The sequence below is a fragment of the Bacillus sp. FJAT-27251 genome, assembly GCF_001273925.1.
GTDB lineage: Bacteria > Bacillota > Bacilli > Bacillales > Cytobacillaceae > Mesobacillus_B.
Window position 1 is genome coordinate 3049338 of sequence record NZ_LIGG01000001.1, and the last position, 13856, is coordinate 3063193.

Sequence of the window (13856 nt, forward strand, 5' to 3'; positions counted from 1 at the left end):
GATTTTCCTAGTTAAACCTAAACTTTTTTATATTGTAGAAATTATAAGTAAATCGGTCCTTCTGGTCCGACTGGAATCCCTAGCAGGTACCAGATGGTAACCAGGATGAGCCAGAAAATACCGAAGAAGATGGAATAAGGGAATAAAGCGGAAATCAATGTTCCCAATCCGATGTTTTTATCATACTTTTTCGCAAATGACAAGAGCAGGACAAGGTATGGAAGCATTGGTGTAATTGGATTCGTAATGGAATCTCCCACACGGTACAGCGCCTGTGTAAAAGCAGGGTGGTAGTCCAGCAGCATGAACATGGGAATGAAAATGGGCGCTAAAATTGCCCACTTCGCCGATGCACTTCCGATTAATAAGTTGAGAAGGGCCGAAAAAATGATGAAGCCCAAAAATAAAGGAATCCCGGTAAATCCAACTTCATTCAGGAAATCGGCGCCCTTGATGGCAATAATCGGTCCAAGATTACTGGTTGAAAAGAATGCAAGCATTTGAGCCGCCGCAAACACGAGTACAATATAAGGTCCCATTGTGCTCATTGATTTTCCTAGCATGTCCCCGAAATCTCTTGAGCTCTGAATGGTTTTAGCACCAAATCCATAAAATAGGCCTGGTACAAAGAAAAGAAGCGTTAAAATTGGAACGATTCCTGTCATAAAGGGGGAATCCTGAATAATTGAACCTGTTTCCGGATTACGGAGGATTCCTTTTTCCGGTATGATCATGGCCAAGATGGCGATCACAAAAAATAGTGCAGCCAAACCGGCCCATTTAAGACCCCGTTTTTCCAAAGGAGACATCTCTTCCATAGCCTGAATTTCTCCCGTATAGGTTCCAAAGCGGGGAATGGTGAATTTATGCGTCACCCAAAGGGACACGAATAATAGAATAATGGCAGATACGGCCATAAAATAATAGTTCATGGCAGGATTGGCTAGATAATCAGGATTAAGAGTTTGCGCGCCAATTTCGGTGAAACCAGCAGCTAGCGTGTCTGACATCCCGATTATCAAGTTAGCAGCAAATGCCCCCAGGGTTGAAGCGTAGGCCACTACTAAGCCCACAAGCGGATGAAAGCCAAAAGACATCAGGACAACTGCGGCTAATGGAGGCAAAACGATTGGCCCGGCATCCCCAGCAGCATTTGCAATAATGGCAATTAAAATAATACTAGGAATGATGATTTTTTTAGGTGTGGAGACAACAGCCCGTTTCAGCAAGCTTGAAAAGAAGCCGCTTTGTTCTGCAAGTCCTACCCCGATCATCATGACCAACACCATTCCAAGCGGTGGAAACCCACTGAAATTGGTGATCATATTGGTAAGGAAGTAGACGATTCCTTCACCATCCAACAGGTTCTTGGCCACGATCGTTTCTCCCGTCCCTGGATGGACAGCTGAAAGATTGAAGATCCCTGCAATAAAAGAAGCTAGTAATACGATTCCGGACAAAACAAAAAACAGCACAATAGGATCAGGCAGTTTATTTCCTGCTTTTTCAATCGAATCCAGCATACGTTCAAAAAAAGACTTTTTTTCCTTCACAGTGTTATGGTCCATAATTTCCCTCCTATTCGAAACATATTAACCTTTGGTAAGTGATAAAGCCGTTACAACATGAAACTTCAGGCCATCCTTCATGGCTGCTTCATCCAAATCGAATTTTGGATGATGATGAGGATAGGTGATTCCCTTCTCTGAGTTCCCGGACCCAATCATGATATAGCATCCTGGCTTTTCATCACTAAACGCAGAAAAATCTTCTCCGCCCAGCATGGGGTCTATCCAATCTAATTTGCGTTCCGGGAAATGTTCTTCAATCACAGAAGCAACTTTGTCTGTCACTTCCTTTTCATTGATGACTGGATTGTAGCCATACATATACTCGACTAGTGCTTCCGCGCCGTTGGCTTTAGCAATTCCTTCTGCTATTTCGGTGATCCTGGTTTTAATCAGTTCGCGGACGCCGTTATCCAGGGTGCGGACGGAACCGCCGATTTCGACCGTGTCCGGTATCACATTCAAGGCTGTTCCTCCGCCATGAAACTTGGTAACCGAAACCACAGCAGCATCCAATGGGGCGACGGAGCGGGAAACAATGTGATTCAAACCGGTGACAATTTGAGCTCCTGTCGCGAGAGGGTCTACTGTCAATTCAGGAGTGGAGGCATGTCCGCCTTTGCCTTTGACTGTAATTTCGAAAACATCGCTGGCAGATGTAATCGCTCCATGCCTGACTCCTATCGTTCCAAAGGGGATCGTAGACATTAAATGAATTCCAACTACCTCATCCACACCGTCCAAAACTCCCGCAGCAACCATTTCCTTTGCGCCGCCTGGAGGAAGTTCTTCAGCGTGCTGGAAAATGAAGATGATTTCCCCGCTTAACTCCTCTTTGCAATCTTTTAAAATTTTTGCCGCTCCCAATAGCATGGAAGTATGGGCATCATGGCCGCATGCATGCATGACCCCTTTTTTGGCAGAAGCAAAGGGGAGGCCGGTTTCTTCCTGAACCGGAAGGGCATCCATATCCGCGCGGAGAGCAATCACTTTACCTGGCCTGGTGCCTTTCAGCCTTGCCAGCACACTTGTTTTGGTTGGCCTTGACAGCTCAAACCCGCCAAAGCTTTCCAGGAGATCATATACATACTGGGCTGTTTGGACTTCTTCAAACGACAGCTCAGGGTTCTGGTGCAGGTAACGGCGCCACTCGATAACGTCCTTGTACACTTCCTCGATTTGTTGTTGAATTCTGCTGAAGTTCACGAAATACACTCCTTATAAAACGTATAAATAACGCAATTGCGTTAAACAAAGTATATAGAATTTATCGACATCTTTCAATAAAAATTTTAAAATGCATGTCAGGTTTGTTTACATCGATATGTGAGATTTTGTTTTATTCAAACAAAAAAACAGTCTGAATCAGACTGTTTCAAATGTGAAAACTGTATAGTTTCATGGGTCTTCCTTTGTCACTGCTTTTTGTTTCGCCCACTTCCTGTATAAGACCAGTCTTACGGAGGCCAAGGAGAATCCGCTGGGCGTTCCTGAAGCTCATCCCCAACTCGATGGCAAGATCTTTGCTTGTAAAAGTGTTCCAATTCTTGTGTTCGACATGGCTGCGGATTTTATTGTACATTTGCACGCTCAGCTGATGCTGTGCAAGTCTTTCGACCAGCTCGGGTTCATCACTTTCGCTTAGATAGGATATAATGGTGTGCTGATTATGATATTCCTCGACTTCACCCTGCTCATCCAAAAACACTAAAATGTCCTGCTGCGATGTTCTTGAACGCTGAACGGCCATCCTCGCATGAAATTCAGCCCTTAGAACKGAGTCGCCAAACCCAACTCCTACCGCAACAGAATGTTTCCATTCATCACTTATTTTTTGAACGGTATCCTGAAGAAGCTCCTTATGGTGAGTGACCTCACCGCGTGAACTGAAAATCATATAATCCCCATTTCCAGTCTTGTGGAAGGATCCGTTCAGCTTCCTGCTGACGCGGAGCACCGTTTCTTCCGTTTTCAGCTGTTTCAATTGGCTATCATATAACAGCTCTTCCTGGTCAATTTCAAGATTTCCAATTTCGATAAAACAAACGGCAACCTGTGTATCTTTATAGTATTGTGCCTTGGCCTTTTCCGACAGTGCCAGTAAGGTCTGTTTCATTTCCAGCCTGGTTGTCGAAATCCACGAAACGGCAATTCCCTTTTTCTCAAGCCTTTCCTTCACGCCAGGATAACTGGTCAGCGCTCCATCACTTTCTCCCTTTTCCCAAAGCTGATAATGGTAATTGTAAATATCCTGTTCATCGGCATCAGCGGGGAATGTCCTGACAAGCAGGTTTTCAACCGGGAAATCCAATTGCTTGAGCGTATCATCCAGGATATCGACTTCTTGAGGAAAATCCATGCTAATCTGTTTAAAAGCAGCGTCCTTTTGCAGAAGCAAATTAACCAATGAGCGATAGATTCCTGTTTCCAGGAATAGAACGCCATACAAGGAATCCTCATCGCCAAGGACACCTTTGGCAATCACAAAAGGAATGGGCCCCGAAAAAAGCCAGGCATCTACCTCTTTTTGATGTGTCAACACAATTTCCTTCGTTTCAATTGCCTGTTTATATGTAAAAGGGTGAAAGGTCATTTCCTTTTCGAAATCTTTGGCAACATCCAAAATCCGGGCTACGGAAGCCTCGGGACCAACTACTCCAATATGATACAAAAGTTTCACCTCCAATTGATGGGGACGGACCCTTTGATTTCTAAGATAATGTTTTAATTCTAATGGTAGTGCATGACAGGCACCTTGTCCATTCCCTGTTCCTATATCATTATACTGGATAACAGCAGATGAGAATCATTGCATATTAGAATAATAGGCGATTTAAAATGAATCTATGAATATATGGATTGCTAAGTATCGCAAAGAAAATTAATATTGTTCTTAAATAAACGTTGAGKGGAGTGGTTACAGTGAATTTTACTGTAGAAAAGAGTTGGCTATTTGAACGATTGGAAAACAAGGAGATAAAAATTATAGACTGCCGGTTTGAGCTGGGAAATCCGGAGCAAGGAAAAACTCTCTATCATGAAAGCCATATTCCGGGTGCCGTTTTTTTTGATCTGGAAAAACAATTGTCTTCTCCTGTTTCGGAACACGGAGGCAGGCATCCGCTGCCGGATATCGATGCGTTCAAGGGCGAGCTTGAAAAAGCAGGAATAGACCATTCCAGAACTGTTGTCGCTTATGACGGAGGGGAAGGGCAGTTTGCCTCCCGATTTTGGTGGCTGCTTCGCTATCTTGGGCATGAAAACGTTTATGTGTTGAATGAAGGGATTAAAGGCTGGGTGGAATCTGGATATCCAACCACCCAGGAAGTACCCGAATCAGAGTCAGCTACATTCGAAGTGAAACTTCAAAAAGACATGCTTGCTTCCTATGAAGAGGTAAAAGAAGTTGTAATGAACAAGAAAACGTCTCCTATTTTAATTGATTCAAGGGACAGGGCCCGCTTTTTGGGAGAAATTGAACCGATTGACCGGATACCGGGGCATATACCGGGCGCCATCCATCGTTTTTGGGGAGATAGCATGGATCAAGGTTCCTTTAAAGATAGCAATGAACAGAAAAGAAGATTCGCAGATCTGGATCAGGAGCGGCCTATTATTGTTTACTGTGGCTCAGGTGTAACCGCCGCTCCAAACTATATCGCATTAAAAATGGCAGGTTACCAAAATGTTAAGCTGTATGCCGGAAGTTATAGTGATTGGGTTTCTTATGCTGATAATCCGGTTGATAAAGGGGAATAAATTGTTGACAAAACGTCAACGGAAATTTATATTTGTACTGATGGTTGAGATTTATATACCTACTTAAAGCCCTTGCTTCGCATTGGAATTTAGATAAGAAATCCCTCCATCTGATTTTACTATTTTTAAAATCAAAGGAGAGGATTTAAATGTTATCGAATATAGGTGTACCTGGCTTAATACTAATCCTGACGGTAGCGCTTATCATTTTCGGTCCTAACAAGCTGCCGGAAATCGGCAGGGCATTTGGAAAGTCATTGCAGGAATTTAAAAAAGCAACCAAAGAAATCACGGAGGATTTTGGGGATAAAAAAGAGAAGTAAGATTATATAAGTCCCAATGGAAACTAACTTTATATAAAAACCCCTTAACATCAGTTAATGGGGTTTTTTGGGGTGAATAAGGATACAACACCCCTGCTTACATCTCAAATTTTGTTTCAATTTTGACAACTTGTCAACGAAAATTGTATAGTGATTAGAGTTGAATCAGTCGGAAAGGAAAATAAGTATGTCAGAAAAAAGCAATGAAATTGGGCAACTGATTAAGTCCCTGCTGAAAGACCATGCCTTAACGATGAGAAAATTCAGCCAGATGACGGGCATCGATACTGCGATTATCTCAAAAATCGTCAATGGGAAGCGGAAAGCGACCCCTGAGCATTTGGAGCGGTTTTCGGAGCATCTTGCCGTTCCGATTTCCAAAATGTACGAGGCTGCCGGGTATCGTGTTGATCAACAGCAGCCGGAACTGAAAGAATCATTTGGTGATTTCCAAGAAATTCTTGAAACCGCCAATTTAGTAGATAAAAAGTTTCGGTTGGAAGATGTGAAACAGGAGCTAAAAAAATACGAGCAATTCTCGCAAACTGAAGAAGGATTCGAAACCATTCAGAGCAAGTTTGAGGAGAAGGTGGAAAAAGTGGGAAGCGTTGGACCCTTTATTCACCATTTAAAAGAGATGTATGACGGGGTTTCCCGGAAAAGAGGAACGAAGGCGGAGCTCGCCCTGATGGGTGGGGCCCTCCTTTACTTTATTGCGTCTGTCGACTGTATCCCCGACTATCTTTTCGCCGTCGGGTATCTTGACGACGCGCTGGTGATCAATTGGGTCAGGAATGGACTCTCACTAAAAAAATGACTTGGCCAATTAAAGCCAATAAAAAAGGATTGGAACCACAATGAGCAGACAAAAGCGCTATAAAAGGAAAAGCGGAATCTTTAAAATTGCAGCTGTATTTCTCCTGGCACCTTTGGCGGCATTCGGGTATTTATTTTATCAGTACAAAGATGGATTGAGAATGGCGGGGCCTGCAGAGCAGCATCCTGAATATGAGTTCAATGGGGAGAAAAGTCTCGATAAGATAAATGTGCTGCTGATGGGTGTCGATGCCCGGCCGGATGAGGGAAGGTCACGTGCCGACTCCATCATGGTTGCACAATATAACCCAAAAGAAGGAAAAGCCAAGGTCATCTCCATCATGAGGGATATCTACACCGAAATTCCCGGTTATAAGAACTACAAACTAAACACCGCCTTCTATCTTGGCGGCCCGGAATTGCTGCGAGAAACCTTGAAACAGGATTTTGACCTGGATATTGAATACTATGCCCTGATTGACTTTACAGGTTTTGAAAAAATGGTCGATGCCCTTGCACCTGCCGGCATTGAAATCGATGTAGAGAAAAAGATGTCGGCCAATATCGGCGTTTCCCTTGAACCTGGTCTGCAAAAATTGAACGGGAAGGAATTATTAGGGTATGCCCGCTTCCGCAAGGATGCAGAATCCGATTTCGGACGGGTCCGGCGCCAGCAGCAGGTCATCAATGCCCTGAAGGATGAACTTCTCAGCGCTAAAGGCGTTGCGATGCTTCCTAAGATGATTGGAACGGCCCAGCCTTATATCCAGACCAATCTCGAGGGGGGAGAACTTCTCAATGTTTTGACTAGCGTTGTCCTGCAGCGTCCTGAAACAGTTGAAACGATGACCGTCCCCATTGAGAATTCTTATACAGATGCAAGATACGAAGGAGTAGGGCTGGCACTGGATATTGATTTCGAGGCAAATAAACAGGCGATCGAAGCCTTTTTGGAGGAAGAGCCCCAGGTTAGCTTCAGCAGCCAAGGTAACAGCCAGTAGGAGGACCAGAATTTTGCCCTGAAGCAGGGAGTCAGCTTTTTGCTGAGGTTTAGTCAGGAACCCGGTGTGATTCGGACAGCCTTGGCCGAGAAGAGCGTGCCCGAGTCCGAAAGCCGGTGTGATTCGGACAGCTTGGGCCGAGAAGAGCGATCCCAAGTCCGAATCCCGGTCCTATTCGGACAACCCGGGCGAAGAAAAACTATACCGAGTCCGAATCCCGGCACCGCCTTAACCCCAAACACAAAAATAGCCTGCGGACCAATTAAAACACTGTCCGCAGGCTCCACCCCTTTAAAATAGATCACACAAAGCCTAAGCAATTCCTGCCTTCATCAGCATTCCGTCCAATGGACGCTCCATCTTTCCTTCAAGCCATTGGGCCGCTTCCACAAGCTTGTTCAGGTCAGTACCCGTTTTTTCGCCCATTGAATGGAACATATTGACCATGTCTTCGGTGCAGGCGTTGCCAACGGCTTTAGGGGCAAACGGGCAGCCGCCCAGTCCGCCGATCGAGGAATCAAACCGCCGGACACCTGCTTGATAGCCGGCAAGGATATTGGTGAGGCCAAGACCGCGTGTATTATGGAAATGGAGGCCTAGTGATAGGTCTTTGCCAAAGTGCTCGTAAAAGGCAGCAACTACGGTTTGGACCTGAATGGGGTTCGCCATGCCGGTCGTATCCGCCAGCGTAATTTCGGTACAGCCGGCTTCCATAAATTTCTCCGCGACATTTAGCACCTTGTCTAACGGAACCTCTCCTTCAAATGGGCAGCCGAATGCGGTGCCGAGCACACCCGCGACCCCCTTGCCGGACTCTGCGCCCTCCTTGATAACTTTCAATAGTTCCGTGACCGCTTGGTCGACGGTCCTTTTTGCATTTCTTAAGTTAAAACTATCACTTGTTGTGGTGACCACATGGAGAAAGTCCACATGAGTCTTCAGTGCACGCTCAAGACCGGAGCGGCTTAGCACAAGGCCGCCGTAACGGACGTCCGCACGCTTTGGAAGAACTTTCAACAGCTCTTCCGCATCGGCCATTTGCGGAACAACCTTTGGGTTGACAAACGAAACGGCCTCAATGTTGGTGATGCCGGCATCTATGAGTTTGGTGATCAATTCTGCCTTTACTTCGGTGGAAATAATTTTCTTCTCATTTTGCAATCCGTCGCGTGGACCTACTTCACAAATTTCAATCATCCTGGTTCCCCCCTGAAAAAGTGGCTGATTTTAATATCATCCAAATGTTTTAATACATTGTCGCGTCCTTGGAAAATATGCTCATGCATGGCAATCCGGGCTCGTTCAGCTTCTTTGTTTTCAATCGCCTTATAAATGATTTTATGAACTTCAAGGGATTGCTGAAGGTGGAAATCGGAGTACCAATAAAAAGAGCGGAATACAATCGGAACGACCACCACCTTCGAAATATGAAAGTGCAAATGCTTGTTTTTTGCGGCTGACACAATCGCTTCGTGAAACCGTTGATTCACTTTGACAATTTTGCGGATGCTCGCCATATCGGATTGAAGATGGTCGTGGATCGCTTTTTCATATAGTTCATTGGCGGTTTTCAGCTCAAGCAGATCGGCTTCATTTCGGTGCATGGCCGCTTGGCTGGCGGCATAGCTCTCCAGCAGGCTTCTTAAGTCGTAAATCTCCTTGATATCCTCTTTCGTAAAGCTTCTGACACCTACACCGCGTTTTAGAGGAACAACAAGTCCTTCTGCCTCCAATTGTTTAATTGCTTCTCTGACCGGTGTCCTGCTTAAATTCAATTCCTTGGCTAAAGTCTCTTCCCCCAGTCTCATACCAGGTACATACTTTCCAAGGATAATGGCATCTTTTATAAATTTGTATGCATCCATTCCAACACCTCAAGGTTATTGTATACAAACACTATTTATTTATCAACGAATATTCTGAAAACTGGTAAAAAAGAAGTTGGAACAACCTCTTTATAGGCGATATTAACTAATTATCTAAAAATTTATAAAATACTGTTGACTTATTGTATACAAACTAATAAATTTGTATACATAATCAGAAAATTCAAAAATGACACACAACCTGGGGGGGACCAACATGTCTGAAACGAGACTGCCATTACAAGATTTGCGGGTACTGGAATTGGGAACGTTATTGGCCGGGCCTTTTACCGGCAGATTGCTAGGGGACTTTGGGGCGGAAGTGATCAAGGTCGAGCCGCCCGGAAAATCCGATCCTATGCGTGATTGGGGAAAATCAAAGGATGGAGTAGGTCTTTGGTGGCCGATTCAGTCAAGAAACAAAAAGTCGATTACCCTGAACCTGCGCGGGGAAGAAGGACAGGCGATTTTAAGAGATTTAGTGAAAGAAGCCGATATTCTTATTGAGAATTTCCGGCCAGGCACAATGGAAAAATGGAATCTATCTTATGAGATTCTTTCGGAGATCAATCCGAAATTGGTCATGGTCCGGACATCGGGTTTTGGGCAGACAGGGCCTTATAAAAGCCGGGCAGGATTTGGAAGTGTTGGCGAAGCAATGGGGGGGCTAAGAAATGTAACCGGTTTCGAAGACCGGCCGCCTTCGAGGATCGGCGTTTCGATCGGGGATACATTAGCGGCATTGTTCGCAACGATAGGCTGCCTCGTCGCCATACATGAACGGGAGCAATCCGGAAGGGGCCAAGTGGTTGATACAGCGCTCTATGAATCGGTATTCTCGGTGATGGAGAGCATCATCCCGGATTACTTATTGGCAGGCTATATCCGGGAGCGGATGGGAAATATCCTTCCTGGCGTTGCACCATCCAATATTTATTTTACAAAAGACAAAACGTATATCGTGATTGGTGCCAATGCGGATGGAGTGTTTCGCAGGCTGTGTGAAGCGATGGAACAGCCTGAACTAGCCGACGACCCGCGCTTTTCGACTCATCATGCGAGGGGAGAAAACATGAAATTGCTTGATTCAATGATTGAAGAGTGGACCAAGACCTTGCCGGCGAAAGAAGCCTTAGCCATCCTGGAGGAAAAAGGGGTTCCTTCCGGATTGATTTATACGGCGAAGGATATTGTTGAGGACCCGCATTATCAGGCGCGGGAGATGATTCTTCATGTTGAGCATCCGCAATTGGGTGATTTCCCGATGCCGGGGATCGTTCCGAAATTAAGCAGAACTCCAGGGGAAGTAAAGCATGCCGGGCCAGAGGCCATGGGCAAGCATAATGAAGAGATTTATCATGGTCTGCTGGGGTATGGCCAGGAAAAAATGAAAGAATTAGCGGAAAAGAAGATTATTTAAGGAGGCGATTATGATGAATAACAACGTGAAAGAACCGATTCAGAAAAAGTGGATTTGGATCGGCCTTGTCATTATTTTATTAGGAAATGTTCCTTGGTATTTTTCAGACTCCATGGTTGAGCCTTATATTTTTGGTTTCCCTTTGTGGGGATTTATCATTTTAATTTTTTCAGTGATTTTAAGTGCGTACTTAAGCTGGATTTGCCTGACGCAATGGAACTTGGTTGAAGACGAAGAAGAAGCGAACAAATAGGGGGGATGACCCATGGGAGAACTGGCTTTTGCGGGAATAGACGGAATTGTCATTTTGTCAGCTTTTGCGATCATTATGCTTCTCATCGGCTATTTGTCTGGCCGTGGTGAAAAAAATATTCATGAAAGTTTATCAGGCTATTACTTAGCCGGAAAAAATCTGGGGATCATTGCCCTGTTCTTTACGCTATTTGCCACACAATATAGCGGGAATACCATTGTGGGCTATGCACCGACAGCCTATCGCACTGGTTTTTCATGGCTGCAGTCCATTTCCTTTATGACCATCATCATTGGGGTCTACCTGCTGTTTGCTCCTCGATTGTATGTCATTGCGAAAAAGCGGAACTTTGTGACGCCGACGGATTGGCTGGATCATCGTTTTAGCTCGAAAGGGGTAACTCTCCTGGCCATTTTTCTTATGCTGTGGGGCCTAGGGAACTACCTGCTTGAACAATTGGTGGCCATTGGCCAGGCCGTTTCGGGAATGACCGGGGGAACAATTCCGTATCAGGTAGCGGTTTTGGTTTTTGTGTTCGTCATGCTGGCTTACGAGTGGATGGGCGGCATGAAGGCTGTTGCCTTCACGGATGTCATGCAGGGAATTGTCCTTTTGATTGGGGTTTTTGCCTTTGTGGCCGGCGGAATTTACCTGGCGGGCGGAAGCTTTGGTTCGATTACCCAATTTATCGCCGAAACGGAGCCAGCCAAGCTCGCGGTGCCAGCAGCCGAGGTCAATATCAACTGGTTTAGTATGCTTATTCTGGTTGGCCTGGGTGCCAGTATTTATCCTCATGCCGTCCAAAGAATCTATGCTGCACGAAGCGAAAAAACATTGAAGAAATCTTTTGCACGGATGGCGTGGATGCCGCTTCTTACGACTGGACTTGTTTTTCTGGTCGGGATTATAGGAATTAAACTGTTCCCAGGGTTGGAAGGGGGAGACTCGGAACAGCTTGTTGGTTTGATGGCAAATGAAATTGCTACAATCAATAGCTTCTTCTATTGGATCATGATTATTTTCTTTGGCGGGATTGTCGCAGCCATCGTTTCAACTGCGGATTCTGTTTTATTAAGTTTCTCATCCCTGATTTCTAATGATGTTTATGGGAAGTTCATCAACCCTAAGGCGAGCGAACATCGAAAAGTGATGGTCGGGAAAATCGTTGGCATTATTGCCATCTTCGGTCTGCTTTGGATTGCCTGGAATCCTCCAGGAACGCTTTACGAGATCTTCGTCCTTAAATTTGAATTGCTTGTCCAAGTCTTTCCTGCCTTCGTTTTAGGCCTGTATTGGAAGCGTTTAAATGGCAAGGCTGTTTTCTGGGGAATGGTCATAGGTGCCATTGTTGCAGGAGTCCTTACCTTTACCGGAAACAAAACGGTTTATGGCATCCATGGCGGAATCATCGGATTGTCGCTGAACTTTATCGTCTGTATCGTTGGCTCCTATCTAACCTCCGCTTCTGCAAAGAAGGATCCTGTTCTGGAAGAAGATATGAATGTAGTCAATTTATAAGGTGAAAGTAACTAACTTCCCTCAGCTTGGTGATTCCTTGCTGAGGGTTAGCTGTTGGCGGAAGAGGAGAAAAAGTATGGCAGATTCAATGGTGAAAAATAAGGCGGCATTCATTTCTGAGCCGTGGCGGATGCTTTTGTTCCTATTATTGGCTCAGCTCCTGGTCGCCTTTGTTGGCCGCAGCATAGGACCTCTTGGAGTCCTGATTGGTGAAGACCTGAGCTTGACGAAATCGCAAATCGGAATGCTGCCGGCCGCCCTTTTTTTGGGGCAGGCATTTGCTTCCGTTCCGGCCGGGTTTTTAACCGACAAGTTTGGATCTAGAAGATTATTAATGGCTGCTGCTTTTTTCCTCGGAATCGGTTTTTTAATGATGACTTTTCTGAACCAATTTTGGGCTGTCCTTCTTCTTGTCGTCCTTGGCGGTGTCGGCTATGGCTCGATGCATCCGATCACGAACAAGGGGATCATTGATTGGTTTTCGTTAAAACAGCGAGGAACGGCAATGGGAATTAAGCAAACGGGAGTAACAGCTGGCTCAGCGCTTGCCGGCCTGATTTTACTGCCATTAGGGGCTGGGTATGGCTGGCGTCCCGTCGTATTTGGTGCGTGCGTCCTATTGCTTATCAGCGGCTGTATTGCTTCGATTTTATACCAAGATCGGACAAAGATGAAGACATCCGCAGACTCTGGCGGGCTTGTTGCTTTTTATAAGTCCATGTTTGGGATGCTGCGAAATAAATCACTCATGCTTGTCAGCTTGAGTGCTACTGGATTAAACGGCTCGCAAATGTGTTTGAATACGTATCTTGTTCTTTTTGCATATGAGAGGTTTGGAATTACGCTCGTTTTGTCGGGAATCCTTTTCGTCATTTCGGAAGTGAGTGGCACGTTGGGGCGGATTGCCTGGGGGATGATCAGCGATTTCCTGTTTAATGGTAACCGAATTGTGATTTTACTCATCATTACGGTGCTGACGGCGGTATCAAGCTTAACGGTTGCTTTGATTCCAAGTGCAACCTTCTGGACATTAGTGCCCATTATGATTATTTTTGGCTTTTCCGTCGCCGGCTTCAATGGCATCTGGATGAACCTGGCCAGTGAGATCGTCCCGCCGGAACAGGCAGGAATATCAAGCGGGGTCAGTATTATGTTTGGTTCCATCGGCGTTATACTGGTTCCGCCCATATTCGGTTTTATGGTTGATAAAACAGGCAGCTTTACCTTTGGCTGGATTTTCATTGCCATATTGATGGCTGTGGTCTTTGTTATGCTTGCTTATTTAGCCTTGATTAGTAAAAAGGAAAATTCACCTGAATAGGAATTATAGAGG

General features: G+C 45.2%; 13 protein-coding genes. 8 read left to right on the forward strand and 5 right to left on the reverse strand.

Annotated elements, in window-relative coordinates:
* Positions 1–41 precede the first annotated feature (41 nt).
* From ADU22_RS14150 to ADU22_RS14160, 3 genes are all read right to left on the reverse strand, one after another.
* Complete coding sequence (locus ADU22_RS14150; protein ID WP_053362737.1) at positions 42–1568, reverse strand: AbgT family transporter; 1527 nt, start codon at positions 1566–1568, stop codon at positions 42–44.
* A gap of 24 nt (positions 1569–1592) precedes the next feature.
* Positions 1593–2774 carry a M20 metallopeptidase family protein gene (locus ADU22_RS14155; protein WP_053362738.1) on the reverse strand — a complete coding sequence of 394 codons (1182 nt, stop codon included), beginning with the start codon at positions 2772–2774 and terminating at the stop codon, positions 1593–1595.
* Between the two features lie 169 nt (positions 2775–2943).
* Positions 2944–4239, reverse strand: a complete 1296-nt coding sequence (locus ADU22_RS14160) for a hypothetical protein (protein ID WP_053362739.1) — start codon at positions 4237–4239, stop codon at positions 2944–2946.
* A gap of 251 nt (positions 4240–4490) precedes the next feature.
* Between ADU22_RS14160 and ADU22_RS14165 the strand changes: the two genes are divergently transcribed.
* From ADU22_RS14165 to ADU22_RS14175, 4 genes are all read left to right on the forward strand, one after another.
* Positions 4491–5327, forward strand: coding sequence for a sulfurtransferase (locus ADU22_RS14165; protein ID WP_053362740.1), 837 nt, complete (start codon positions 4491–4493; stop codon positions 5325–5327).
* A gap of 149 nt (positions 5328–5476) precedes the next feature.
* Positions 5477–5650, forward strand: a complete 174-nt coding sequence (locus ADU22_RS23955; protein WP_069187992.1) for a twin-arginine translocase TatA/TatE family subunit — start codon at positions 5477–5479, stop codon at positions 5648–5650.
* A 187-nt stretch (positions 5651–5837) separates the two neighbouring features.
* Complete coding sequence (locus ADU22_RS14170; protein ID WP_082252866.1) at positions 5838–6467, forward strand: DUF1232 domain-containing protein; 630 nt, start codon at positions 5838–5840, stop codon at positions 6465–6467.
* Positions 6468–6507: 40 nt separating this feature from the next.
* On the forward strand, positions 6508–7467 hold the full coding sequence (locus ADU22_RS14175) for an LCP family protein (protein WP_053362741.1): 960 nt from the start codon (positions 6508–6510) through the stop codon (positions 7465–7467).
* A 312-nt stretch (positions 7468–7779) separates the two neighbouring features.
* Here ADU22_RS14175 and ADU22_RS14180 read toward each other — a convergent pair whose 3' ends face one another.
* Positions 7780–8664, reverse strand: a complete 885-nt coding sequence (locus ADU22_RS14180; protein WP_053362742.1) for a hydroxymethylglutaryl-CoA lyase — start codon at positions 8662–8664, stop codon at positions 7780–7782.
* Positions 8661–9332 (reverse strand): GntR family transcriptional regulator, encoded by a 672-nt coding sequence (locus tag ADU22_RS14185; protein ID WP_053362743.1) that lies wholly within the window; start codon positions 9330–9332, stop codon positions 8661–8663. Before ADU22_RS14185 ends, ADU22_RS14180 begins: the two co-directional genes overlap by 4 nt.
* A 217-nt stretch (positions 9333–9549) precedes the next feature.
* On the opposite strand from ADU22_RS14185, the gene ADU22_RS14190 reads away from it, so the two are divergent.
* Genes ADU22_RS14190 through ADU22_RS14205 form a run of 4 tightly spaced genes read left to right on the forward strand, consistent with a single transcriptional unit; the run spans position 9550 to position 13844 of the window.
* On the forward strand, positions 9550–10752 hold the full coding sequence (locus tag ADU22_RS14190) for a CaiB/BaiF CoA transferase family protein (RefSeq protein WP_053362744.1): 1203 nt from the start codon (positions 9550–9552) through the stop codon (positions 10750–10752).
* Positions 10753–10765: 13 nt separating this feature from the next.
* Positions 10766–11005, forward strand: a complete 240-nt coding sequence (locus ADU22_RS14195) for a hypothetical protein (protein ID WP_231687890.1) — start codon at positions 10766–10768, stop codon at positions 11003–11005.
* Between the two features lie 12 nt (positions 11006–11017).
* Positions 11018–12523: a sodium:solute symporter family protein gene (locus tag ADU22_RS14200; RefSeq protein WP_053362746.1), complete on the forward strand. Its 1506-nt coding sequence runs from the start codon at positions 11018–11020 to the stop codon at positions 12521–12523.
* Position 12524: 1 nt separating this feature from the next.
* Positions 12525–13844 carry an MFS transporter gene (locus ADU22_RS14205; protein WP_082252867.1) on the forward strand — a complete coding sequence of 440 codons (1320 nt, stop codon included), beginning with the start codon at positions 12525–12527 and terminating at the stop codon, positions 13842–13844.
* The last annotated feature ends 12 nt before the right edge of the window (positions 13845–13856 follow it).

Excerpts from the sequence above, each read along its gene's own strand:
- ADU22_RS23955 (WP_069187992.1), top strand. The coding sequence starts at position 5,477 with ATGTTATCGAATATAGGTGTACCTGGCTTAATACTAATCCTGACGGTA.
- ADU22_RS14195 (WP_231687890.1), top strand. The coding sequence starts at position 10,766 with ATGAATAACAACGTGAAAGAACCGATTCAGAAAAAGTGGATTTGGATC.
- ADU22_RS14185 (WP_053362743.1), bottom strand. The coding sequence starts at position 9,332 with ATGGATGCATACAAATTTATAAAAGATGCCATTATCCTTGGAAAGTAT.
- ADU22_RS14180 (WP_053362742.1), bottom strand. The coding sequence starts at position 8,664 with ATGATTGAAATTTGTGAAGTAGGTCCACGCGACGGATTGCAAAATGAG.
- ADU22_RS14175 (WP_053362741.1), top strand. The coding sequence starts at position 6,508 with ATGAGCAGACAAAAGCGCTATAAAAGGAAAAGCGGAATCTTTAAAATT.
- ADU22_RS14170 (WP_082252866.1), top strand. The coding sequence starts at position 5,838 with ATGTCAGAAAAAAGCAATGAAATTGGGCAACTGATTAAGTCCCTGCTG.
- ADU22_RS14190 (WP_053362744.1), top strand. The coding sequence starts at position 9,550 with ATGTCTGAAACGAGACTGCCATTACAAGATTTGCGGGTACTGGAATTG.
- ADU22_RS14200 (WP_053362746.1), top strand. The coding sequence starts at position 11,018 with ATGGGAGAACTGGCTTTTGCGGGAATAGACGGAATTGTCATTTTGTCA.
- ADU22_RS14150 (WP_053362737.1), bottom strand. The coding sequence starts at position 1,568 with ATGGACCATAACACTGTGAAGGAAAAAAAGTCTTTTTTTGAACGTATG.